General features: G+C 52.3%; 22 protein-coding genes. 18 read left to right on the top strand and 4 right to left on the bottom strand.

Translation table 11 applies throughout. The annotated features are described in order from the left end of the window. Window positions 1-567: 567 nt before the first annotated feature. A complete protein-coding gene (locus F4Z13_07155; protein ID MXZ49003.1) occupies window positions 568-1,455 on the top strand; it encodes an IS1595 family transposase in 888 nt (295 codons plus the stop codon). A gap of 2 nt (window positions 1,456-1,457) precedes the next feature. Here F4Z13_07155 and F4Z13_07150 read toward each other — a convergent pair whose 3' ends face one another. Beyond that, window positions 1,458-1,790: a hypothetical protein gene (locus F4Z13_07150; protein ID MXZ49002.1), complete on the bottom strand. Its 333-nt coding sequence runs from the start codon at window positions 1,788-1,790 to the stop codon at window positions 1,458-1,460. Window positions 1,791-1,795: 5 nt separating this feature from the next. Further along, window positions 1,796-2,167: a hypothetical protein gene (locus F4Z13_07145; protein MXZ49001.1), complete on the bottom strand. Its 372-nt coding sequence runs from the start codon at window positions 2,165-2,167 to the stop codon at window positions 1,796-1,798. 119 nt (window positions 2,168-2,286) lie between these two features. Between F4Z13_07145 and F4Z13_07140 the strand changes: the two genes are divergently transcribed. The 11 genes from F4Z13_07140 to fabF all read left to right on the top strand — a co-directional run bounded on the left by F4Z13_07140 (window position 2,287) and on the right by fabF (window position 10,665). Next, window positions 2,287-2,940 carry a restriction endonuclease gene (locus F4Z13_07140; GenBank protein MXZ49000.1) on the top strand — a complete coding sequence of 218 codons (654 nt, stop codon included), beginning with the start codon at window positions 2,287-2,289 and terminating at the stop codon, window positions 2,938-2,940. A gap of 155 nt (window positions 2,941-3,095) precedes the next feature. Next, on the top strand, window positions 3,096-3,383 hold the full coding sequence (locus F4Z13_07135; protein ID MXZ48999.1) for a HigA family addiction module antidote protein: 288 nt from the start codon (window positions 3,096-3,098) through the stop codon (window positions 3,381-3,383). A 34-nt stretch (window positions 3,384-3,417) separates the two neighbouring features. After that, complete coding sequence (locus tag F4Z13_07130; protein ID MXZ48998.1) at window positions 3,418-4,392, top strand: ATP-binding cassette domain-containing protein; 975 nt, start codon at window positions 3,418-3,420, stop codon at window positions 4,390-4,392. A gap of 69 nt (window positions 4,393-4,461) precedes the next feature. Then, window positions 4,462-5,526, top strand: coding sequence for a methyltransferase domain-containing protein (locus F4Z13_07125; GenBank protein MXZ48997.1), 1,065 nt, complete (start codon window positions 4,462-4,464; stop codon window positions 5,524-5,526). A gap of 279 nt (window positions 5,527-5,805) precedes the next feature. Continuing rightward, window positions 5,806-6,633, top strand: coding sequence for a hypothetical protein (locus tag F4Z13_07120; protein MXZ48996.1), 828 nt, complete (start codon window positions 5,806-5,808; stop codon window positions 6,631-6,633). 91 nt (window positions 6,634-6,724) lie between these two features. Further along, window positions 6,725-7,234: a DUF177 domain-containing protein gene (locus tag F4Z13_07115; protein MXZ48995.1), complete on the top strand. Its 510-nt coding sequence runs from the start codon at window positions 6,725-6,727 to the stop codon at window positions 7,232-7,234. Between the two features lie 19 nt (window positions 7,235-7,253). After that, window positions 7,254-7,457: a 50S ribosomal protein L32 gene (locus F4Z13_07110; protein ID MXZ48994.1), complete on the top strand. Its 204-nt coding sequence runs from the start codon at window positions 7,254-7,256 to the stop codon at window positions 7,455-7,457. Between the two features lie 15 nt (window positions 7,458-7,472). Next, window positions 7,473-8,408, top strand: coding sequence for an ACP S-malonyltransferase (gene fabD, locus F4Z13_07105; GenBank protein ID MXZ48993.1), 936 nt, complete (start codon window positions 7,473-7,475; stop codon window positions 8,406-8,408). Continuing rightward, window positions 8,395-9,138 (top strand): 3-oxoacyl-[acyl-carrier-protein] reductase, encoded by a 744-nt coding sequence (gene fabG / locus F4Z13_07100; GenBank protein ID MXZ48992.1) that lies wholly within the window; start codon window positions 8,395-8,397, stop codon window positions 9,136-9,138. The genes fabD and fabG overlap by 14 nt, the downstream gene beginning before the upstream one ends. 21 nt (window positions 9,139-9,159) lie before the next feature. After that, window positions 9,160-9,426, top strand: a complete 267-nt coding sequence (gene acpP, locus F4Z13_07095; GenBank protein ID MXZ48991.1) for an acyl carrier protein — start codon at window positions 9,160-9,162, stop codon at window positions 9,424-9,426. A gap of 6 nt (window positions 9,427-9,432) precedes the next feature. Beyond that, window positions 9,433-10,665: a beta-ketoacyl-ACP synthase II gene (fabF, locus tag F4Z13_07090; GenBank protein MXZ48990.1), complete on the top strand. Its 1,233-nt coding sequence runs from the start codon at window positions 9,433-9,435 to the stop codon at window positions 10,663-10,665. Window positions 10,666-10,828: 163 nt separating this feature from the next. On the opposite strand, the gene F4Z13_07085 is transcribed toward fabF, so the two are convergent. Then, on the bottom strand, window positions 10,829-12,049 hold the full coding sequence (locus tag F4Z13_07085) for a type II toxin-antitoxin system HipA family toxin (GenBank protein ID MXZ48989.1): 1,221 nt from the start codon (window positions 12,047-12,049) through the stop codon (window positions 10,829-10,831). Further along, the gene (locus F4Z13_07080) at window positions 12,042-12,356 is read right to left on the bottom strand and encodes a helix-turn-helix transcriptional regulator (protein ID MXZ48988.1); all 315 of its coding nucleotides are present in this window, start codon (window positions 12,354-12,356) and stop codon (window positions 12,042-12,044) included. Before F4Z13_07080 ends, F4Z13_07085 begins: the two co-directional genes overlap by 8 nt. A 732-nt stretch (window positions 12,357-13,088) precedes the next feature. On the opposite strand from F4Z13_07080, the gene acnA reads away from it, so the two are divergent. The 6 genes from acnA to F4Z13_07050 all read left to right on the top strand — a co-directional run bounded on the left by acnA (window position 13,089) and on the right by F4Z13_07050 (window position 21,342). After that, window positions 13,089-15,755 carry an aconitate hydratase AcnA gene (acnA, locus tag F4Z13_07075; GenBank protein MXZ48987.1) on the top strand — a complete coding sequence of 889 codons (2,667 nt, stop codon included), beginning with the start codon at window positions 13,089-13,091 and terminating at the stop codon, window positions 15,753-15,755. 86 nt (window positions 15,756-15,841) lie between these two features. Further along, the gene (gene icd, locus F4Z13_07070; GenBank protein ID MXZ48986.1) at window positions 15,842-17,086 is read left to right on the top strand and encodes an isocitrate dehydrogenase (NADP(+)); all 1,245 of its coding nucleotides are present in this window, start codon (window positions 15,842-15,844) and stop codon (window positions 17,084-17,086) included. A 39-nt stretch (window positions 17,087-17,125) separates the two neighbouring features. Then, complete coding sequence (gene mdh / locus F4Z13_07065) at window positions 17,126-18,076, top strand: malate dehydrogenase (GenBank protein MXZ48985.1); 951 nt, start codon at window positions 17,126-17,128, stop codon at window positions 18,074-18,076. Window positions 18,077-18,191: 115 nt separating this feature from the next. Beyond that, window positions 18,192-18,890, top strand: a complete 699-nt coding sequence (locus F4Z13_07060) for a succinate dehydrogenase (GenBank protein MXZ48984.1) — start codon at window positions 18,192-18,194, stop codon at window positions 18,888-18,890. Next, on the top strand, window positions 18,887-20,611 hold the full coding sequence (locus F4Z13_07055) for an FAD-binding protein (GenBank protein ID MXZ48983.1): 1,725 nt from the start codon (window positions 18,887-18,889) through the stop codon (window positions 20,609-20,611). The genes F4Z13_07060 and F4Z13_07055 overlap by 4 nt, the downstream gene beginning before the upstream one ends. Then, window positions 20,611-21,342 carry a succinate dehydrogenase/fumarate reductase iron-sulfur subunit gene (locus F4Z13_07050; GenBank protein MXZ48982.1) on the top strand — a complete coding sequence of 244 codons (732 nt, stop codon included), beginning with the start codon at window positions 20,611-20,613 and terminating at the stop codon, window positions 21,340-21,342. The genes F4Z13_07055 and F4Z13_07050 overlap by 1 nt, the downstream gene beginning before the upstream one ends. The last annotated feature ends 6 nt before the right edge of the window (window positions 21,343-21,348 follow it).

The raw sequence follows: 21,348 nt of genomic DNA, 5'->3' as shown, positions 1-21,348 counted from the left end.
AACTTCGGGAAGTAATTTACCCAAGAATTAAGGAGATGTCGAGGGTTCCTACGATCTTTTTTGCTAATCCGTTTAGCTCTGGTATGTTCATAAGGCTGATCAAATCTATATATGCATGTTTGCCTCCTTCCTGATTCTTCTCGCCTTCTGATCCGTGGGAGTTGACTAATCAATATGCAACCGAAATGTTTTCTGTATTCTTCCGAAAGGGCGACCTGAATGATCTTCATTCTCTGGGTGCATATTCCAATTCTGATACTGGATTCGCAGAACCGGATCTGGTATTTTCCCATCTCGTATCTGGTTTCTATGCCGCAAAACCGGAGGAGGTTGTCGATGCAGATTAAATCCGTAATTATGCATTTGACAAAGTAGTGTACAACATGTAGAATTATCTACATGAGAAATTCAGTATTAATTTCAAGCTTTTCCTTCGGTTCTTCCGAAGTGATTTTGTCCAGTTCCTTCATTACTCGTTTCCCGAAGATACACTCCATGAGGTATCTATCGCCTCGTTCAAATGCGTCTTTGGGAAGTTTCTTTCTTTTTCCAGGGGATTTTTGAACCATGATCAATCTCGTCTCCTTAATGGATAAGTTTCAAACAGATGATCAGTGCCGTAAGGCACTTGAAAACATCCGCTGGCCGCATGGTATTCACTGCGCCCGTTGCGGGTCTGTCGAAGTTCTTCCACTTCCAAAACAGAAGCGTTTTGAGTGCAAGGGTTGCGGTTACCAGTTCTCGGTAACCAGTGGAACTATTATGCATGATTCCCATTTGCCCCTGAGAAAATGGTTTATCGCCATCTATCTTATGTGTGAGTCCAAGAAAGGAATCTCGGCCAACCAGATAAAACGAACTCTCGGAATTAACTACAGGACAGCATGGTATCTCTGCCACCGGATCCGTGAGGCTATGGGTAATGAACCGTTTGAAGGTCCTACCCTCATAGGAATCGTGGAGGTGGACGAAACACTGATAGGTGGAAAAACAAAGGGCAAAGGCAGGGCTTACAAGGGCAATAAAACATGGGTTGCCGGAGCCATCCAGCGAGGCGGGAAGGTTCGTATTGAACGAATCCCCGACACCAAGCGGGAGACTCTTCACGGATTCATCAAGCGGGCTGTGAAAGACGAAGCTGAAGCCATATATACCGATGAATGGAAAGCCTATCTCGGAATTGAAGATCATAATACCCGCCATGAAACCGTTACCCACTCCGAAGAGGAATGGGTAAGAGGTGATGTTCATATCAACAGCATCGAGGGAGTCTGGAGCCTGTTCAAGCGTTCCATCATTGGAGCATTCCATAAGATGTCCGTCAAGCACATGGACCGCTACATAGAAGAGCTTGAATGGCGGCTTAATAACCGGGATAACCCTCACATCTTCATTGATACGCTTAGGCGCATTATGAACACGGAAACTCTTACTTACAAGAAGTTGACTGCGTAAGCTCACTTGAACTCCTTGCATGTTCCTTTATGGCAGAAAGCAATACGTTGTTTGGTATTACTTGGCATACCTGTATATCTCATATAATATGTCAGATTGTCTTCACATGTAATCTTGTAGGTAATAGCATAGCCGGGAGCGCTGCGGGGGCCGAAATCGAAAGAACCATTGTCTAAACGTTGAATTTCGTTGCATTTCCAGCCGAAGGATTGTATTGCGTAGGCAGAGAATCTAAGAAACTCGCTAAGCTCTGCTTCATGTTCTTCTGCTTCCGCACCCGCTGAAACAGAAGTAAATAAGGTAAGCAACAAACTAAGAACTAGTATCTTTCGCATTTTCTTCAATTCTTATATGCCGCGACTTCGCTAACTAAAAACGAATACCAAGTAATCACCGATTCAGGATTATCCGCAGTGATTAACGGGGGTATTTTTTCTTTTCCGTGACTTTTAACTAATTTAGGTCTTATGTTTAAAGTTTTCTCCATCGCTTCCATTCTTAATTGAAAAAGATCAGGCCCAGATTCAGTTGATGGGAGAATGTTCAAAGTCGGAGAATGCCAAGTTGCCAATAGATTCCTCACGGACGAAAGAACCTCTTCAAGATCCTCAAGATAAACTTTTCTTATCGCTTTTTTTACCGAAAAATAACCGCCGACAAGAGCACAGACACCAAAGAGTAATAAGGTAATAGGGAGAACTTCAAGTGCCATTTGTTTTTTCCTCGTAAAAAAAGCCCCCCATGTTCCAATAGCAGGAATTCCCAAGAAGTAAAAAAGGTGTTCTTCGACAAAAACCCGAAAAGCCCATTTCAAAATTTTCACTATAAGGCATGATTCTATATCTTGTATTTTGCTTTGTCAAATGCATAATTACGATTAAATCTAGTCATTCACACTTAAACGGCGAGGAATGTATGCTGGTTCGCTACGGGGAGCTATGGATGGACATACGGACTGTGATAGAGAGCGTTGACGCCGAGGCTTGCCGAGTCAGGGTCTTTACGGAAAAAGATGGACAGCAGGAAAATCTGCTGGTTTCCCCTGAAGAAATCAGCAAACGGTTCAAAGATGGCTTTGAAAGCAGAGGGTGGCAACAGCGAAGGGCGGCATTCTGGGTAATGCGCAACGGAAATCTTCTTCGCAATGTACGCGAGATGTCTGGAGATGAGAAAGGATGTGGAATCAAAAGATCCGAACATGAAGCGATAAGATATTATAACCGGCCCTGTTTTGCAAAAGGTCGGGTGGCGGTGGAATTGCAGTTTGACGATTACGCTTTTACCTCCCGTGAACTGTTTGCCGAGCATCTCAGTTCCTATGTTTCTGACATGATTGACGTGGGGATTGAGATACTTCCTGTGAAGGATCTGGAGCGGAAAATGTCCTCTGGCGTTCCTTGCTATGAACGAGGAGTGCTGAATCTGCTTAAGCAAGGGCGAGGAGTGCCGCCAGTTCCCCTAGTACTGATCGGCATAGGTTCCTGAGTAATGAGGACCAATCTTCTGGCTTTATTTGTGAGGACGCTGTAAAGATGGAATTATACAACCGTTTTCCCGTATACTGTTCTGGTTAAACCTATTATCGACCCTGCTGTTTGGGGCTAAACAAGGGAGAGCAGAGAATGAACCCTGTAAACGGAATGAGGCCGGTGCATCCGGGTGAGATACTTAGCCAGGAACTTGACGCGCTGGGGCTGTCAATCGACGAGTTATCAAAAAAATTAAGGGTGCCGAAAGACCGGATCACGAAGATTCTTAACAGCCATTGTGACGTGAGAGAGGACATGGCACTACGCTTGTCCGGTTATTTTTGTACGACTCCGAGGCTCTGGCTTAACCTGCAGAGGTCATGGGAACTTAGACGGGCACGGATCAGGTCGGGTTGCGAAACTGCTCAAAGCCTTGGACCTGAAAAGAATGCGGCGTAACGCGGAACTGATTTATGTCTGTTCAGTTATGAAAATGAATGAATCAATATTAAATGTAAGAGAACTTAAAAAGTACTTTCCGATCCGAAAAGGTATTTTATCAAGAATTTCAAGCTATGTACGTGCCGTTGATGAAGTAGAACTTGAAATTGAAAGGGGCAGTACAGTGGGTCTTGTGGGAGAGAGCGGCAGCGGCAAGACGACGCTTGGAAAAACGGTGCTGAGACTTCTTGCTCCCACCGCCGGGAAGATATTCTTTGAGGGAGAGGACATCACCGAACTTGACCCGGCTCGGCTTCGCTCCCTGAGAAGGGAAATGCAGATGATATTCCAGAACCCCTACGGTTCCCTTAACCCCAGGATGAACGTGGGCTCGCTTGTCTCTGAGGGAATAAGCATTCACAACACGGTAAAAAAGGAAGAACGCCACGAGTTCGTGGTCCGGCTTCTCGGCGAGGTAGGTCTTGGAGCCGACGTCATGGGTCGCTATCCTCACGAGTTCAGCGGGGGACAGCGCCAGAGGATAGCAATAGCGCGCGCGATCTCTCTTCGCCCGAAATTTGTTGTCTGCGATGAGCCCGTCTCGGCGCTTGACGTGTCAGTGCAGGCGCAGATAATAAACCTGCTTAAGGATCTTCAGAAAAAACACGGTCTTTCCTACCTTTTCATATCCCATGACCTCCGCGTCGTAAAGCACGTAAGCGACCTTGTGGCCGTAATGTACCTTGGGAAAATAGTCGAAATTGCCTCAAGCGACGATATCTACTCAAACCCCGCGCATCCCTACACCAGGATGCTTATCTCCGCAATCCCCGAGATAAGGACAACCGGGAGCGAAAACGGCAGCGAAGCGTCCGTATCGGGAGAAATAAGGAATCTCGCGGATATTCCCTCGGGCTGCAGTTTTCATCCGAGATGTCCTCTGGCTACGGAGGTATGCTCAAGGGAGACTCCGCGGCTGGAAAAAAAAGGAGCCGACGGACGCAGCGTCGCCTGTCATAACGTCTGAGCCGTCCGTTTCCCCGTCCCCAGTGCGGGATGTTCCTTGAAAGCGGACCGGAGTTTTGATTTTCGGGGCATGGACGGTTATATTCCGGGCGTATCAATCGGGACTTTGATTATGGGATCGAACCTCACCGACATCTTCAAAAGCGGAAAATCAGGCGACGTCGCCACGCGCATCGAGGGTTTCAAAAGTCGCCCTAGCGGCGCGGCGCACGAAGGTACGGGCGAGAGCAAGACGGATTCCCGGAATCCCGTAATAACCTGGTACGACCTCGCCACCGACTTTATCGAGTACGGCTGGGGGCAGTCCATCCATTTCGCTTCGCGGGCGGCTAATGAAAGCTTTGCCGCGTCGATTGCCCGGCACGAACACTATATCGCCCTCAGGCTCGGCCTCAGGCCCGGAATGACGGCTATAGATCTGGGCTGCGGAGTCGGCGGCCCGTTGATCGAGATTGCGCGTTTCTCCGGCGCCCGTATCCTGGGCGTCAACATCAATGCGCTGCAGCTCGAACGGGCCGAGAAGCGCTGCGAGGCGGCGGGTCTTGGCCATCTGGCCGACTGGCTGCATTGCGATTTCATGGAAATCGACGCACCGGACGCATCCTTCGACGCCGCTTATTCCATTGAGGGGACCTGTCACGCACCGGACAGGACTGGGGTTTACGCCGAAATTTTCCGCCTGCTAAAGCCCGGCGGATCTCTGGCGGTCTACGAATGTTGCATGACTGACCTGTTTAACCCTGATGACCCGGATCACCGACGGCTCAAGACCGATATGGAGTATGCCAGCGCTCTTCCGGATATCCCCATGACGCACGAGGTGGACGACATCCTGCGGAAAGTCGGATTCGAACTCGTGGAGGCCCGCGATATAGCGGCCGACGCCCCGCCGGGCATTCCATGGTATCAGCCCATGGTCGGATCGGGCCTTTCATTTGCAAATTTTCGCAGTTCCGCGGTGGGGCGCCGACTGACCCACGGTCTGCTCTGGCTGCTTGAACGGCTGAGAATCGTGCCGCGCGGAACAACCGAGGTTTCCAACCTTCTGAGCTTTACTGCGGCAACCTTCGCCGAAGCGGGGCGCCTCGGGATATTCACCCCGATGTATTTCTTCCACGCCCGCAAGCCGGAATAGGAGGATTCGGACCTGCAATGGGCGGCAATTCTGGCAGGGCGCATTCCCCGTCTTCGGAACAAACCAGAAAGCTTGGAACGAAGACAGCGAAAAAGTCTGATGATTGCGCAATATTGACTACTGGCTACTACCGTAGTATGTTCTAGAACCCAAGAGATGTCCGACAACTATTCAACCTCTTTTGCTTCATGGCCCGATTGTACATTCACTTGGGAACCTGAGGACCAAGATTATCTTCCTGGTTCGCATTGGGATCCGTTTTACGAAAACATTGACAGCTTGGTTGATGAATTGCCCACAATCATCGGGAGCTCGCTAGGCACTGTTTCATATAGCGACGGTCGTCCTGTTCCACGCAAGGTTCCGGCAGAGTGGCCAAAAGGCGTTCACCTTTGCTGGCCAAATAATAATAGAGGTTTAATAACCACGTTCACTGGTATACTTCGGAGTTCAAGTAGTGTAGACAAAGAAGGCGGCGAGTTGCTCAGCTTGTATCCCTTCTTCAGCGAAGGTATTCAAGCTAGTATTGAGATTAGACAGGTTTTTGTCCTGAACCGAGCAGAGACCCTAATTGAGGGAAGCTGGGGCCAATCACACATTTCATTCTTTGATACCCAATTTTTCAGCAACTGTGCATGGTATAAGGCAGGAGAGGCTTACGACTTCATTCTGTCAGGCATCGCCTACGAGGCAAAACCAGCTGAGGTCAGAGAAATTTCCATAACACCTGAGACAAGGCAAATACTGGCTTTAGAAGAGTCGGCACCTCCTGTGATAAGTATGGAAGATGCAGCCATGTTTCTGCCCATTACCGAGTGGAATCAGGATGACTACTGGTTTCACGGTCCCGTGCTTGAGGTAAAACCCTTCTCAAAAGAACGATTTGGCGATATGCTCGGTCAATCCGGCTGGCAGATAAGGGTTATAGTCATGAGGTTTGATGAAGAATATGAAGATGCCGAACTGAAAATTGTTGTGACCCAACGCGCCTGGTCAGGCAGTGAGCCTCCTAAGGTTGGTCAGAATGTTGAAGGCCGGCTCTGGTTACAAGGCTATTTGTGGAACGCACAACCCCAGTTCAACCCTGTGCTCACTCCAGAAACTTAATCCTCCAGAAACTCTTATTTCTCTTGATCACTTGCAATAAAGCGATTGTGGTTTATATTAGAGCAATTTTTGCAGGCGGGGCTTCCGCGCGATGATAGTCAACGTATCGGAAATAAAGGACGGGGGATTGAGTCTTAATCTCACGAGGGGGCCGGGATGGCTCGGCGGTTCCGAGAAATCAGAAGTCGCGAGCGTGGATTCCGATATAGAGTTTCATATTGATCTTTTACGCACGGCGGGCGAGATAAGCGTGCGGGGAAAAATCGGATTCCTGGCGGTCGCCCGGTGTTCCCGTTGCTTAAGCGACGTAAGCGTTGATACGAATCTTGGGGTAAACCTCATTCTTTCGCCTTCTGAGACAGAAAAGAAGGAGGAAGCAGGCGGAGACATAGATTATGAAACTTACCGGGGTAGGACGATAGACCTTAACGATTACATGAGAGAGCAGGTTAATCTTTCGCTTCCCTACAAGGTGGTTTGCACAGAGGACTGCAGGGGACTTTGCAGCGGGTGCGGACAGAATCTTAACGAACAGCAGTGCGGCTGCGAGACCCGCCAAGAGGACTCGCGCTTTGCGGTGCTTAAAGATATAAAGATATAGTTTCAACCAGGAGACTGAGATGGCATTACCCAAAAGAAAGACTTCCAGATCGAAATCAAGAAAAAGAAGAACCCATTATTCCGTTGCGTTGCCTGGGGCTTCCTTTTGTCCCGAGTGCAACGAGATGAAACCTCCCCACAGGGCCTGTCCCAGTTGCGGCTACTACAAGGGAAGGAATTTCTTCAGACAGGCTCCCGATACGGAAGTCGTTGCGGAAGACTAAACACACACTGAATCCATGATAGCTTTCCTTTTTCCAGGTCAGGGCTCCCAGTACATTGGCATGGGCGCTGATTTCTGCGCCGAGTTCGCAGTTGCGAGGCAGACTTTTGAAGAAGCAAATGACGCTCTGGGAATCGACCTGGCGAAGCTTTGCTTTGAGGGCGAGGCGGCGACCCTTGCTCTTACCGCGAATGCCCAGCCGGCGATACTTACAACGAGCGTGGCCGCGTTGAGGGTGGTTCTTGAGGAGACGGAAATAAGGCCAGACCTGGTTGCCGGACACAGCCTCGGGGAATTTACAGCCCTTGTCGCCTCCGGGTGCCTCGAGTTTGGTGACGCCGTGCGTACCGTGAGAAAAAGAGGGGAGTTCATGCAGGAAGCGGTTCCCCCGGGAGTTGGCAAAATGGCTGCCGTGCTGGGCCTCACGTCCGAGGAAGTAAGCGAGCTTTGCGCCGAGGTTGCGGGGGAAGAAAACGTGGTCTCCCCGGCTAATTTCAATTCACCCACACAGACCGTTATCTCAGGAGAAGCCGGGGCCGTTTCGGCCGCGTCGGAGCTTGCTAAGGAAAAAGGGGCAAGACGGGTTGTCGAGCTCGAGGTGAGCGCGCCTTTTCACTGCTCCCTTATGGAGCCCGCGGCCGCGCGCCTCAGAGACGTTCTCGGGGAAATAGATTTTCACCCTGTTAAGTGTCCTGTAGTCACCAATACCGGGGCGGAGGCCAATTCCGATTCCGCCAAGGTGGCGGATATACTGGTGGAGCAGGTGGTGAGCCCGGTGAGATGGGCTGAGTCCCTTGAGTTTCTAAAGGACTCCGGGGTTTCTGAGTTTCTTGAGATCGGTCCCTCCAAGGTTCTAAGCGGTCTTGTGAAAAGAACCCTTAAAGGCGTTCGTTGCGCCGGTATTGAAAAAATTGAGGAGTTAAATCATATTAAGACAGATGGAATTCAGTAATCAGGTTGCACTTATAACCGGCGGGTCGCGCGGGATAGGAAAGGACATTGCGAAGAAACTCGCTTCGCGCGGGGCGTATGTTCTGATTAACTACATCAGCAACCGCCAGGCGGCCGATGAGACCCTCGAGGAGATAGAGCAGGAAGGGGGCAAGGGCAGGGCGGTCGGCTTTGACGTCTCCGATTTCGACGAGGTTCAGCGGTGCGTGGGGGAACTCTCGGGTGAACTGGGCGGAATACATATACTTGTTAACAACGCGGGAATAAGGAATGACGGGCTTTTGATGAGAATGGGGGAGGAGGACTGGGACCGTGTCATGGACATAAACCTCAAGGGAGCGTTTAACTGTACCAAGGCGGTTTCAAGGGGTATGTTCAAGAACCGTTACGGAAGAATAATAAATATCACCTCGACTGCCGGTGAGGCCGGAAACCCGGGGCAGGCGAATTACGCCGCTTCAAAGGCCGGGGTAGTAGGTCTCACGAAAGCAACCGCCAAGGAATTCAGTTCAAGGGGAATAACCGTGAACGCCGTAAGTCCCGGTTTTGTTGAGACTGATATTATCGCGGACCTTAACGAGGAGATGAGAAAAAAATATCTGGAAGCTATACCTCTCGGCAGATTCGGGCGCGTTGAGGACATCTCAAACGTGGTGTGTTTTCTGGTTTCCGAAGGCGCGTCGTACATAACCGGGGAGGTTATAAAAGTTAACGGCGGAATTTACATGTAAAATTTAGGAGGTTTGACTCACATGGCAAAGGATAATGCTGAAATTTTAGCTAAGGTAAAGGAGATGATCGCGAGCCATCTCGGCAAAGCCGAGGATGAGATAACTCCCGATTCTTCCTTTATAGAGGATCTCGGAGCCGACTCGCTTGACCTCGTGGAACTTATAATGTCCATGGAGGATGAGTTCGGGCTTGAGATCTCGGATGAAGACGCGGAGAACATAATAACCGTTCAGGACGCGATCAACTTTATCCAGAGTTCAGTTGAAGCCGCTTCGGAGGATGAATAAGGGGAAATGGGAAGAAGGGTAGCGGTTACAGGTATAGGGCTTATAACGCCCGTCGGGGTGGGGAACGACGCCACATGGTCTTCGATCTGCGAAGGGGTTCCGGGAGTGAGCAGGGTTTCGTCCTTTGATCCCTCGGATCTTAAAACGCAGATCGCGGGGCAGGTGAAGGATTTCGAACCGACGCTCTACATGGAGCCGAAAGATGCGAAGAGAAACGACAGGTTCATTCAGCTCTCCATCGCGGCTACCAAGCTGGCGCTTGAGGATGCCGGGCTTGAGGTTACCGATGATATCTCCGGGCGCACGGGGACTTTTATCGGATCGGGAATCGGCGGGATGAAAACCTTCTACGACACCGTCCTCACGATGGAGAACAAGGGTCCTAACCGCGTTTCCCCGTTTTTCATACCGAACATAGTGACCAACATGGCTTCGGGATACGTCTCGATAAGGTTCAACGCCAAGGGTCCCAACTGTTCTTCGACGACCGCGTGTTCCGCAAGCGGTCACTCGCTCGCGCTTTCCGCCAAGATAATACAGGACGGCAAGGCGGACGTTATGATAGCCGGCGGAGCCGAAGCTCCGCTAATCCCCCTTACCTTCGCGGCTTTTAACGCCATGAAGGCGCTTTCGACCAGAAACGACGAGCCGGAGACCGCGTCGAGGCCGTTTGAGATGGGGCGCGACGGGTTTATCCTCTCGGAAGGGGCGGGAGTGCTGATCCTTGAAGAGCTCGAGTTCGCGAAAAAAAGGGGTGCCAGCATATACGCCGAGGTGCTCGGCTCAGGAATGAGCGCCGACGCCTTTCACATCACGGCGCCTTCGCTTGAGGGACCGTCAAGCTGCATGAACGCGGCTCTGGAGGATTCGGGCCTTAATCCCGGGGACGTGGATTACATAAACGCCCACGGAACCTCGACGCGTCTTAACGACGTTAACGAAACCAACGCGATCAAGGAAGTGTTCGGCGAGGACGCCCGGCGAATTCCGGTGAGTTCCACGAAATCCATGACCGGCCATCTGCTCGGCGCGGCGGGGGCGGTGGAAGCGGCAATCTGCGTGCTTGCGCTTCGAGACGGCGTTTTGCCGCCGACTATAAACCTTTTTGAGAGCGATCCCGAATGCGATCTGGATTACATTCCGCACACCGCGAGAGACAGTAAGATAAAAGTGGCTCTCAGCAATTCCTACGGTTTCGGTGGAACGAACGTAAGTGTCGCGCTACGCAAGTTCGACTGACCTCCCGGAGTCGGGGAAATCCCCGGCGGTCTCCCGATCACCTCGCCTGAGCAGGTAGCTTTGGAGACTGTTGTTAATAATTGCAGCAGAGCATGTTGACTGTCCGGTTTGCTACGGGGAGATGGACTATGCTGCTTGCTATCGAGGGGAAGACATGCAGGTGTCATATCGCCAAGGGGATAATCTTAAGATGATTCTCTATGGCCTTGACGGCATTGTCCGGCAACGGAAGATTTGCCTTCTCCGCATTCCAGTACTGGTAAAACAACGCGACGGTTTCACGCACAGTGTCCAGAACGAGCTTCTCCGGCAGCAGGGCCTTGGCGGCAAGATGGGAAAGCTCATCCTCTGAATAGCGATCAAAGCGTTTGGTCCGGCTGAATTTCAAAGCGGCCTCGTTGTCCTCTATATAGGCAATCGTGGAAACAAAATCATAGGCCGGTGCCAGTGCCGCATTGCGCCTGTCGGGATAAATGAGGGACCAGTTCTTAAGGTGCATGTCGGCATTGCCGATAAGCGTGTTGAAGGTCAGGCGGCGGATAAACTCGGCAATGTCATCCTCGCCGCATTCGGCCCCGATCACTGTGGCAATGTTACGCGCGCTGGCCTTTTTATACTTCTCCTCCGGATAGATGCCGAAAACCTGAGCAAAGTCCTCGACGTGAACCGCGCCGCCGTCATCTGACCGATCAAAGCGCCTGACGGCAAGCGCCTGTCCGCTTAAGCGACCGATGTCTTCGGGCAGGTTTTCGATCGAGTCAACGCTGATGAGGCGCACCTCCGGCACGTTTATGCCCAGGAGCCGGGCAAGTGTCATCATCGAGAACTCGTTCTCGGGCACTCCCGCAAAATGAAGAGAAGGCAGCTTGACTATCCATGAACCGCCGACGCCTCTGGCCGGGAGGGTAAGACCGCCGCGAGCCTTCTCAACGGCTGAGAACTTAAGCTGTACGCCGGCCAGAGAAAATCGCAGGGCATTCTCACGCCGACCGCTGCCGCGGTCGCTGTCGTCGGAGACATCCGACGGCCATAATTCACCGCCCGAGGGGGTAACGGTAACCGCTCCCGAAAGGTCCGCGCCAAGCGCCCAGAGCAGGAAGAACTCACGGACGGGTTTTACCCCCGCACGATCCGCAAGGTAGGTGCGCATGGGGTCTTCGGGAAGCAGGTTTGAAAAAAACGGTATCAGCCGCGTCTGCGTGGGCGGAAACCCGGTAATCAGTTCTCCGAACCGGTCCTTGAACCCCAGACCGAGCGTGGGCTTTGCAGAGTCCCCGATATAGGAGTCATTGAAGGCGAATAAGGCGCGGTCGTCCCCTACGCGGGTAAGCGTGCCTATGGGGTCGCCGTAAAGCAGGACATCCAGAACATGTACGTCAGTCATCTCCTTCCTCATCAAGACTGTAGAGCGGCTGCGGGGTTACCCTTTCCCGCAGTGCGTCCGTGGCGCTGCTACGCACAAGCGATTTCAAGGCGGGAACAATCTTGCGCGGGGCGAGCGCGAGTTCCAGGTCAAGAGTGCGGGCTAGCGCTACCAGACTTGAAACTCTGAGGTCGACCGCGCCGTTCTCAATCTTTGAGATATGGCCCTGCGGAACGCCTGCTTTTTTGCCGAGTTCACGCTGGCTGAGCCCCTTTGCCTCGCGGGCCTTCCTCAGCGCGCTGGCTATATGTTCAATCGCATAGCTCATTTTGATATCCAATTCTATATTGAAAACGATTTTTAATATAGCTTAATATATTACATCGAGAGGGATAGTCAAGAGTTAATATGCTAATCTATATAAAATATTATATTTAATATATTATTAGATATCAATATCGGACCGCTGCCGGAAAGACCAGGACAGGAAATATTCTTCCAGAGGTGATTCTCCGGCATAAGCTAAAACTGTTTCCTTTTCCTGACACACTAGTTATAGTATTTTTTATGACTAGTATCACAATATCTGGCTTCAGCTTCAACCCTATCGGTCTTATATTGATATTTATTCTTATGTTTAATCTTTCTTTACCCATGAGAGTGCTAGGAGCCGTTGCGAGTATAATCACTGCTGCAAATAGAGCGGAAGTGGTAAAGCCTGAATTGGATTACTTTGATTATAACCCCTCTGTTGTGGATACCACCGAGCATCTTAATAAACGATTAGAATATCTTGAACAACGGCTAGAGCAACACGAACTTTCTAAAGAACAAAGAGTAATTTCAGACCAAGCCAGAACAAAGCTGTCAAACGGGTTCATTCAATAAATTCCCCAACAATGCAGACAAGGTAATCACAGGAGTATTTTTAAGGAGTCCGGTTACTTAAAAACGTAAATTCCTTACTAATCGGCGTCAGAAACTGTTTTATTTTTTCTCCCTCTTTGGTAAAATACCCCGCTGACTTCCAAAATATGAAACTGTGTAAAAGAGGTGCCATATGGCTTTGACTGACAATCTCGATACTCTTTCCGACCTTTCGGTCGGGGACAAAACCTACAAGATATATTCCCTCGCAAAACTTGAAGAGCGCTACGGCGTATCGATTTCAAGACTGCCTTTTTCAATAAGAATACTGCTTGAGAACGTGCTCAGGAATTTTGACGGAAAAACCGTGACTGAGCAGCACGTGGAGTCCCTCGCCAAGTGGGACCCTTCAAATACCGAGGCGAGAGAAATTCCATACAACCCCGCGAGGGTGATACTTCAGGATTTCACGGGAGTTCCCTGCGTGGTCGACCTTGCCGCGATGAGGTCGGTTGTCGAGAAAAAAGGGGGAGACCCCTCGCTTGTGAATCCCATAGTTCCCGTTGATCTGGTAATAGACCACTCCGTTCAGGTCGATTATTTCGCAAGCGGCGACGCTTTCGGCAAGAACGTGGAAGTCGAGTACGAAAGAAACAGGGAAAGATACACCTTCTTGAAATGGGCCCAGGGGTCCTTTGACAATTTCAGGGTCGTGCCCCCGGGAACCGGAATAGTGCACCAGGTCAATCTTGAGTGTCTTGCGAGCGTAGTCGTCTCAAAGCAGACAGGCTCCGAGTCGGTTGCTTACCCAGACACCCTAGTGGGAACGGATTCCCACACGACCATGATAAACGGTCTTAGCGTCATGGGCTGGGGGGTAGGGGGAATAGAGGCAGAAGCCTGCATGCTGGGGCAGCCGCTTTACATGCTGATACCCGACGTCATCGGATTCAGGCTCACCGGCCGCCTCTCACAGGGTGTTACCGCAACGGACCTGGTTTTAACGGTGACCGAGATGCTTAGGAAAAAGGGCGTTGTCGGCAAGTTCGTCGAGTTTTTCGGGCCCGGAGTGAGCAACCTCGCGCTCTCTGACCAGGCCACGATAGCGAACATGGCTCCCGAGTACGGAGCCACCATGGGATTTTTCCCGGTAGACGCCGAAACACTTAGATACCTCGGGACGACTGGCAGGGACGACGCTGCCACGCTTGTCGAGGCCTACACGAAGGAACAGAAAATGTTCAGAACCGACGATGCGGAAGACCCGGTTTACACCGATACGCTGGAACTTGACATATCAACCGTCGAGCCGTCTCTTGCCGGCCCGAGCCGCCCGCAGGACAGAATATCGCTCGGGGACATGAAAAGCTCCTACCACGAGAATCTTCAGGCGAGGGGACTTGCCGCGAACGGAGACGCATCGCGCGCGGCGAACGGAATTTCAGACGGTTCGGTCGTAATAGCCGCCATCACGAGCTGTACGAATACCTCGAATCCCTCCGTTATGGTAGGGGCGGGGCTTTTCGCCAAGAAGGCCGTTGAGAGGGGGCTTTCCGTTAATCCTTACGTGAAAACGAGTTTGGCGCCGGGGTCGAGGGTGGTAACGGATTACCTGAACGCCGCGGGACTTACCCCGTATCTTGAGGAACTGGGTTTCGGTCTGGTCGGATACGGATGCACGACCTGCATAGGAAACAGCGGTCCGCTTCCAGAAGACGTGGACGCGGCCATAAGGGAAAACGACCTTACCTGCGCCGCGGTTCTAAGCGGAAACAGGAATTTTGAGGGCAGGGTGCACCCGCTTGTGAAATTCGCTTACCTGGCGTCGCCTCCGCTTGTCGTGGCGTTCGCCATAGCCGGCAAGGTCGGAATCGACCTCTACAGCGAACCCCTCGGGGTTGGAAGCGACGGGGACGAAGTGTTCCTCAGGGACATCTGGCCGACGCAGCAGGAGATAATCGATACGGTAGCGGAGTCAATCACCCCCGAAATATTCAACACCCAGTACTCAAGGGTTTTTGAAGGCGATGAGACCTGGAAATCTCTTGAGGCTCCGAGGTCAGACATTTATGAGTGGGATACGGAATCCACCTACATACAGGAGCCCCCGTTTTTCGATGATTTCCCGCTTGAGCCCGAAGACCCAGAAGACATAGAAGGGGCGAACGTGCTTGCGCTACTTGGAGACTCGATAACGACGGATCATATTTCCCCCGCGGGCTCAATCCCCAAGGACGGCCCCGCAGGCGGCTATCTTATCTCGAAAGGCGTTACCCCGAGGAGCTTTAACAGCTTCGGTTCAAGGAGGGGGAATCACGAGGTTATGATCCGTGGATCGTTTGCTAACATCAGGATAAGAAACAAGATGGTCGGAGGAAAGGAAGGAGGGTGGACGGTTCACGTTCCCACGGGAGAGGAAATGTCGATTTACGAAGCGTCCTCAAGGTACATGAGCGACGGGACGGACCTTGTCGTAATCGGCGGGAAGGAATACGGGACGGGAAGCTCCCGGGACTGGGCGGCAAAGGGAACCGCTCTTCTGGGCGCGAGGTGCGTCATAGCGGAGAGTTTCGAGCGGATTCACAGGAGCAACCTGGTGGGAATGGGGGTTCTGCCCCTTCAGTTCGAGGAGGGGGAGAGTGCCGAATCTCTCGGCATCACGGGCTTTGAGACCTTCGGTGTAAGCGGGATTTCAGAGGACCTTTATCCGGGCAAGCGGATGACCGTAACCGTGACGGACTCTGATGGCGGGCAGAGAGAATTTCACGCCACGTGCAGGCTAGATACGCCGGTTGAGGTCGAATATTACCGCAACGGCGGGATACTTCAGACCGTCCTGCGTCAGATGATATCAGGGTAGGTGGAGAGATCGATTTGAAAAGGGTGGTTTTTTTCATTATATTGTAAGATTTAAATTTTTGTTTAGCTCAAAAGGAGAGGTGTTCAATGACAGTCCCAAGCGGAGAAAAAATACAGATTGATGAGGAAAGCAGAAAGCTTGTAATTCCCGACAACCCGATAATTCCCTTCATAGAAGGCGACGGGATAGGCCCCGACATCTGGCACGCATCCCAGATAGTGTTCGACGCCGCGGTCGAGAAGGCTTACGGAGGAAAGAAGAAGATAGCGTGGCTTGAGGTGCTGGCCGGAGAGAAAGCGTATGAAGAGACCGGCGAATGGCTTCCCGAGGAAACCACCGAAACGATAAAAGAATATATTGTTGCCATCAAGGGCCCGCTTACCACTCCAGTTGGAGGAGGAATAAGGAGCCTTAACGTTGCGCTCCGCCAGATACTTGATCTATACGCCTGCGTAAGGCCCGTAAGATGGATCAAGGGAACCCCCAACCCTCTTCTGGTTCCCGGCAAGCTAGACGTCGTGATATTCAGGGAGAACACCGAGGACGTGTATGCGGGAATCGAGTGGGAGAGCGGCACCGAGGAAGCGGCTGCCGTAAGAGAGTATCTCGTTGAGAATTACGGGGTGAACATCCGCGAGCTGAGCGGGATAGGAATAAAGCCCATAAGTCCTTTCGGAACCAAGAGGCTTGTTAGAAAGGCGATCGAATACGCAATAGAATATAAAAGAAAGAGCGTCACCCTCGTCCACAAGGGCAACATAATGAAGTTCACCGAGGGTGCCTTCCGCGAATGGGGCTACGAGCTTGCGAAAGAGGAGTTCCCGGAGATCACATTAACCGAGGATGAACTCTGGGACGATTACGGCGGCAAGCAGCCCGACGGCAAGATCGTCATAAAGGACCGCATAGCCGACAGCATGTTCCAGCAGGTTCTCACGAGACCCAGTGAATACGACGTGATGGCCATGCCTAATCTTAACGGCGACTACATGTCCGATGCCTGCGCCGCGCAGGTAGGAGGTCTCGGAGTTGCTCCGGGCGGCAACATAGGCGATTACCTGGCGGTTTTCGAAGCCACCCACGGAACCGCTCCCAAGTACACCGGGCAGGACAAGGTAAACCCGGGTTCCGTAATACTCTCGGGAGTCATGATGTTCCAGTACCTGGGATGGCACGAGGCTGCGGAGCTTGTTTTCAGGGCGATGGAGGAGACTGTTTTGCAGAAAACGGTTACCTATGACCTCGAGAGACAGATGGAGGGGGCGACCCTTCTTAAGTGTTCCGAGTACGGAGAGGCCATCGTGTCAAACATGGACAAGGTAATGGACTAGAGGGGCTCGCGGCACGCAAATCTTTTCAGAAGGAGTGGGATCTTGAAGAACGGCAGAGCGAAAATTTCTGTGATAGGTGCGGGAAACGTCGGCGCGTCGGCGGCGTTTCGGATTGCACAGCTTGAACTTGCCGACGTGGCTTTGATTGACATAGTGGAGGGAATTCCCGAGGGAAAGGCGCTTGACCTTGCCCAGATGTGCCCGATTACCGGAAGCGACGTAAATCTCGTCGGTTCAACCAACTACGAAGACACGGCGAACTCAGACGTGGTGATAATCACCTCGGGCATTCCGAGAAAGCCCGGGATGAGCCGTGATGACCTTATCTCGACAAACACCAAGGTGGTAAAGAGCGTTACGGAGCAGGTGGTTGCTCATTCCCCGGACGCGATACTCATACTGGTTACCAACCCGCTTGACGCCATGGTTTACGTGGCGCACAGGGTAAGCGGCCTTTCAGACAACAAGGTGATGGGGATGGCGGGGGTGCTTGATTCCGCGCGTTTCCGCGCGTTTATCGCGATGGAACTCGGGGTATCGGTTGAGAACATAAACGCCTCAGTTCTCGGCGGACACGGGGACACGATGGTTCCGCTTCTAAGCAACACCACGGTGTCGGGTATTCCCATAGCGCAGCTTGTCCCGGCCGACAGGCTTGAGGAGATGGTCGACCGCACCAGGAAGGGAGGCGCCGAGATAGTAGCGCTTCTTAAGACCGGAAGTGCTTTTTACGCCCCAGCGGTAGCTGCGGTGGAAATGGCTGAGGCAATCATAAAGGATAAGAAGAAAGTACTTCCCTGCTGCGTGTACGCGGACGGACATTACGGAGTGGAAGATACCTTCGTGGGTCTTCCCGTAAGGCTCGGCACAGAAGGGGTTGAGGAGATAATAGGGGTTGAGATTTCCAGTGAGGAGATGGAGGCTCTGCATGTCTCGGCGGGCAAGGTGAAAGAGCTTTGCGAAATAATTGACGGAATGGGAATCCTCTAGGGTTCCGTTTACATTCCGCCCCCCGGCGCCGTTTATAATCTCGGACGGACGCTCCGGAAATATTTTTGGAGGTTTCTACAATATGGCTAACGGTACGGCGAGCAAGGCGCTCACCATGAGAAAGGATGTGTGGTGGATAGAGCCTCTCATAACCGGGGTGGTACTTGGGGCTTTTGGAATCTACTCCACGTGGAGGGCTCTTTCGAACCAGTTTTTCTACACCGAGCCCTACCTCTCGCCTTTTTATTCCCCGCTTCTGCTCTTTGACTGGTGGCCAGCTTCCCCGGCAATACTTATTCTCTGGGCGCCGCTTGGATTCCGAGCGACCTGCTATTACTACAGAAAAGCATACTACCGAGCGTACTTCTTCTCGCCTCCGGGCTGCGCGGTAAAACCGGTCGGTAAAAGGGGCTCCTACACAGGAGAGTCGAGCTTTCCGTTCATCCTGCAGAACATCCACAGGTTTTTTCTCTACGCCTCTATCGTCATTCTGCTGTTTTTGTGGATTGACTCGTACGAAGCCTTTTTCTTCCATGACGGGGTCGGAGTGGGCGTCGGGACCATAGTTCTTACCGCAAACGCGTTCCTGCTTACCATGTATTCGTTTTCCTGCCACTCGTTTCGCCATCTGATGGGAGGGAATCTTGACGTGTTCTCAAAGTGTCCGACCCGCTTTCGTCTCTGGGGCGCCATAAGCGTCCAGAACGAAGTACATATGAAATGGGCGTGGACAAGCCTTGTTTTCGTGGCTCTCACGGACCTTTACGTGTTCCTGGTAGCGAACGGAACAATTACCGACCTGAGGTTGATATAGACGTGGAAAAATACGAAACACACACTCATGACGTTATAGTTATCGGCGCAGGCGGGGCAGGGCTTCGGGCCGCCATCGAATCTTCCGCCCAGGGCGCCTCGACAGCACTTATATGCAAATCCCTGCTCGGCAAGGCCCACACCGTGATGGCCGAGGGCGGCGTTGCGGCCGCCTTGGCAAACGTCGACACGAAAGACAACTGGGAAACCCACTTCAAGGACACCATGAAGGGCGGGAAGATGCTTAACAACTGGCAGATGGCCCTTTACCACGCGCAGGAGGCTCCCGAGAGGGTGAGAGAGCTTGAATACTGGGGAGCGCTTTTTGACAGAACAAAAGAAGGAAGAATAAATCAGAGGGCATTCGGCGGGCACACCTGGAAGAGGCTTGCCCACGTGGGCGACAGAACCGGTCTTGAGATGATAAGGACCCTCCAGGAAAAGGGGATACACTCGGGCATAGACGTCTACATGGAATGCACGATAACCCATCTCGTAAAGGACGGAGACAGGGTTGTGGGAGCCTTCGGCTACTGGAGAGAGAGCGGAAAGTTCGTTCTTTTCCGCGCAAACGCCATTGTTCTCGCGACGGGCGGGGTAGGAAAGGCCTACAAGTACACCTCTAATTCCTGGGAATACACCGGCGACGGCCACGCGATGGCGTATGAGGCGGGAGCCGAGCTTATAGACATGGAATTCATACAGTTCCATCCCACGGGGATGGTCTGGCCCCCGAGCGTAAGGGGAATCCTGGTTACCGAGGCGGTGCGCGGAGAGGGAGGCATTCTCACAAACAGCGAGGGCGAGCGCTTTATGGAGAGATACGACCCCGAGCGCATGGAGCTATCGACCCGCGACGTGGTCGCAAGATCCATATACACCGAGGTTGAGCAGGGCCGCGGTTCTCCCCACGGCGGAGCGTTCCTAGACGTCTCGCACAGGGGAGCCGATTACGTGAAGCGAAAGCTCCCGAGCATGTACCACCAGTTCATGGAATTTGCCGATATAGACATAACGAAAGGCCCTATGGAAGTATTCCCGACCACCCATTACGTGATGGGCGGAGTCAAGGTTGAAGGAGATACCTGCTCTAGCACCGTTCCGGGGCTCTTCGCCGCAGGCGAGGTCGCGGGAGGAATGCACGGGGCGAACCGTCTAGGCGGAAACTCTCTCTCTGATCTTCTCGTTTTCGGGAAAAGGGCGGGCGAGGGAGCCGCGGCTTACGCGAGCGGTAAATCCCACGCACAGATACCCGCCGAGCTCGTTGAGGGATACGCAAACGAGCTCAGGGAGCCTTTTAACAACACCCAGGGAGAGAACCCCTACACGATCCATCAGGATATCCAGGACGCGATGCAGCTCTACATAGGGGTGTTCCGCACGGAAGAGAACATACAGAAGGGCATAGACGAGATAGAGGGACTGAAGGAGAGGGCGAAAGTACTCAAGATAGAGGGCTCGGTAATGTTTAACCCGGGATGGCATCTCTGCAGGGACCTCAAGTCGATGCTGATCGTCTCAGAGGCGCTTGCGAGATGCGCGCTTGCGAGAGAAGAGAGCAGGGGAGCTCACAGCCGGGTCGATTATCCTGAGAGCGACGACGAGAAATGGGGCAAGCTCAATTTCATTGTCTCCATTAAAGACGAGGCTATGGACGTCGCAACGCGGCCGATCATAGAGATGCCCGAGGAGCTTTCGAAACTGTTTACGGAGGATAAGTGATGTCGGTAGCCAAGCTAAGAGTTTTTCGCGGTGACGCGCAGGGTGGAGAGGAAAAGGAGTACGAGGTCCCGGTAGATGAGGGGATGGTGGTCCTCGACGCGCTTTTCTACATACAGGCCAACTACAACGGCGACCTGGCGATAAGATGGAACTGCAAGGCGGCCAAGTGCGGCTCCTGCAGCACCGAGATAAACGGAAAACCGAAGCTTGCCTGCAAGACCCGCATGGACAGTTTCGCCGAGGGCGAAACGATCACCGTCTACCCGATCAAGGCGTTTCCCGTGATAAAGGACCTCGTGACCGACGTTTCTTGGAACTACGAAGTAAGCAAAAAGATTCCTCCGTTTACCCCCGCAGAAGATACCGAGTGGGTCATGTACCAGGAGGACGTCGAGAGGGGACAGGAATTCCGAAAATGCATAGAGTGCTTTCTCTGCCAGAACGTCTGTCACATACTTCGCGACCACAACAGAAAAGACGCGTTTGCGGGACCCAGGTTCATGATAAAGATCGCCGAGCGGGAGATGCATCCCCTGGATGTCCTTGACAGAAGGGAATTCGCGCGCGAGGAAGCTGGAGTCGGCTTCTGCAACATCACGAAATGCTGCACGGAAGTGTGCCCCGAGGACATACACATAACCGACAACGGAATCATTCCGCTTAAAGAGAGGGTGGTTGACAAGTATTATGATCCGCTTTCCTGGCTTTTAAGGAAGATTAAGGGGAAATAGGGGAGG

Source organism: Candidatus Dadabacteria bacterium (genome assembly GCA_009837205.1).
In the GTDB taxonomy this organism is placed as follows: Bacteria; Desulfobacterota_D; UBA1144; order Nemesobacterales; family Nemesobacteraceae; genus Nemesobacter.
This window is presented reverse-complemented; position numbering and strand designations above follow the sequence as displayed.